Below are 1,603 nucleotides of genomic sequence, written 5' to 3'. Positions count from 1 at the left end.
GCTAGATACTTGAATCCACCGAAATGAATAAATTCCTGCAAATAATATTGATTCTGTTGCCAAACTTATTATTTTGTCAAATTAAAACTTTCAATTTAATCGAAAAGGAAGATATTATTTATGAAAAGGAATTATCAGATACTGATAGATACCAAACTTTAATACATCAAATAAATATTAGCGAAAATTCAACCTTTGAATTCAGACATACTCCTTACGTAAGTTGTTTAACTTGGAAAGAATATAAAGGGACTTGGAAACAAAAAAGGGACACCATCATTTTTACAGATTTTTATGTTCTAGAAGAATCCGATATTAAATTTGAACATTCAACACTCAAAGAGAATAAATTCTACGATTTTACTTTTGTGATAGATTCCCAAAAAAAATATTCGAATGAATCAGTAGAGATTTCATTTGTCTATGATCTTGATTCTAAAATAAAAAACAAACAAAACACATTCATTACCGATAGTAATGGAAATATTCAAATTCCTTTTAGTGAAATAGAAAATTTGGATAAACTAACTGCTTTTAGAATTCAAATAAATTTAAACGGTGAAAAAAAATGGAATCACTTTACAACTAACAATTTTGTAAATGTTAAAAAGGAAGAATTACCAAACAAAATAGATGTAAACATTATTTCTAAACCATCGAAAGAAACTATCAAAAGAGAAACAAAAGCAATATTATCTAATGAAAATTTACGCATAATTTCAAGCCGATCTGAAAAATCCAAACTTTCAAACTATTCTAATAGATTAAATTTCAGCAATAATTATAAAAGAACTTATTACTAAAAACTGCTGGTAACAGCGGTTTTGAGCAAGTGGGGCTTTAGGGCAAAATTTAAAGTTGGTTTTGTATTTGTAAACTAAATCTTTAATTTATACTTTTGGAAAAACAATCCCCCACCTTCTCAAAGCCGGCGGGACGTTGTGCGTAACTCTACCCAAAAAAACCGTTAAAAAGATTGCATTAAATACCAACACTTGGTATCTTTGATAAAAAAAAGATTATGGCACGAAATACTTCAATATTATTAGGTGATTATTTTGAGAATTTTATAAATGAGCAAATTGCCTCTGGTAAATATAATTCTGTGAGTGAGGTTGTGAGAACTGCTTTGAGAGTTTTTGAACAAGAAGAAAACAAAACAAAATCTTTAATCAATGAACTTAAAATCGGTGAAAAAGGCGCAAAGATTAAAAATTTTGATCGCCAAAAAAATCTTGAACAACTTAAAGCAAACTTTCAGAAATAATGCCAGGATACATAATTAGCGAAATAGCTCTTGATGACATTAACAAAATTTGGATTTACACTGCTGAAAATTGGTCGATTGAACAAGCTGATCGCTACTATAATTTGATTTTTGACGAAATCGAGTATATAGTTGATCATTTTGAAATGGCTCGTGACTTTGGAAATATTAGGAAAAACTACAGATGCTCAAAAGTGAAATCTCATTTAATATTTTTCAAAAAAAACAAATCGAATGAAATTGAAGTTATCAGAGTTTTACATGAAAAAATGGATATTGAAAATCAATTAGGCATCTAATATTAAAGAGCTACGCACAACAGCGGTTTTCTGCAAT

General features: G+C 28.5%; 3 protein-coding genes. All 3 read left to right on the top strand.

Annotated features, from left to right (window positions below; all coding sequences use genetic code 11):
• The first annotated feature begins 23 nt into the window (after positions 1-23).
• The 3 genes from FLJC2902T_RS15630 (at position 24) to FLJC2902T_RS15620 (ending at position 1,566) form a co-directional block, all read left to right on the top strand.
• Positions 24-803, top strand: coding sequence for a hypothetical protein (locus FLJC2902T_RS15630; protein WP_023580779.1), 780 nt, complete (start codon positions 24-26; stop codon positions 801-803).
• Positions 804-1,021: 218 nt separating this feature from the next.
• Positions 1,022-1,267: a type II toxin-antitoxin system ParD family antitoxin gene (locus FLJC2902T_RS15625; protein ID WP_023580778.1), complete on the top strand. Its 246-nt coding sequence runs from the start codon at positions 1,022-1,024 to the stop codon at positions 1,265-1,267.
• Positions 1,267-1,566 carry a type II toxin-antitoxin system RelE/ParE family toxin gene (locus FLJC2902T_RS15620; protein WP_035679380.1) on the top strand — a complete coding sequence of 100 codons (300 nt, stop codon included), beginning with the start codon at positions 1,267-1,269 and terminating at the stop codon, positions 1,564-1,566. The genes FLJC2902T_RS15625 and FLJC2902T_RS15620 overlap by 1 nt, the downstream gene beginning before the upstream one ends.
• The last annotated feature ends 37 nt before the right edge of the window (positions 1,567-1,603 follow it).

This window comes from Flavobacterium limnosediminis JC2902 (genome assembly GCF_000498535.1).
Lineage (GTDB): Bacteria > Bacteroidota > Bacteroidia > Flavobacteriales > Flavobacteriaceae > Flavobacterium > Flavobacterium limnosediminis.
This window is presented reverse-complemented; position numbering and strand designations above follow the sequence as displayed.

What these genes read in the sequence shown, in the direction of transcription:
- FLJC2902T_RS15620 (WP_035679380.1), top strand. Translation starts at nt 1,267, where the DNA reads ATGCCAGGATACATAATTAGCGAAATAGCTCTTGATGACATTAACAAA.
- FLJC2902T_RS15625 (WP_023580778.1), top strand. Translation starts at nt 1,022, where the DNA reads ATGGCACGAAATACTTCAATATTATTAGGTGATTATTTTGAGAATTTT.
- FLJC2902T_RS15630 (WP_023580779.1), top strand. Translation starts at nt 24, where the DNA reads ATGAATAAATTCCTGCAAATAATATTGATTCTGTTGCCAAACTTATTA.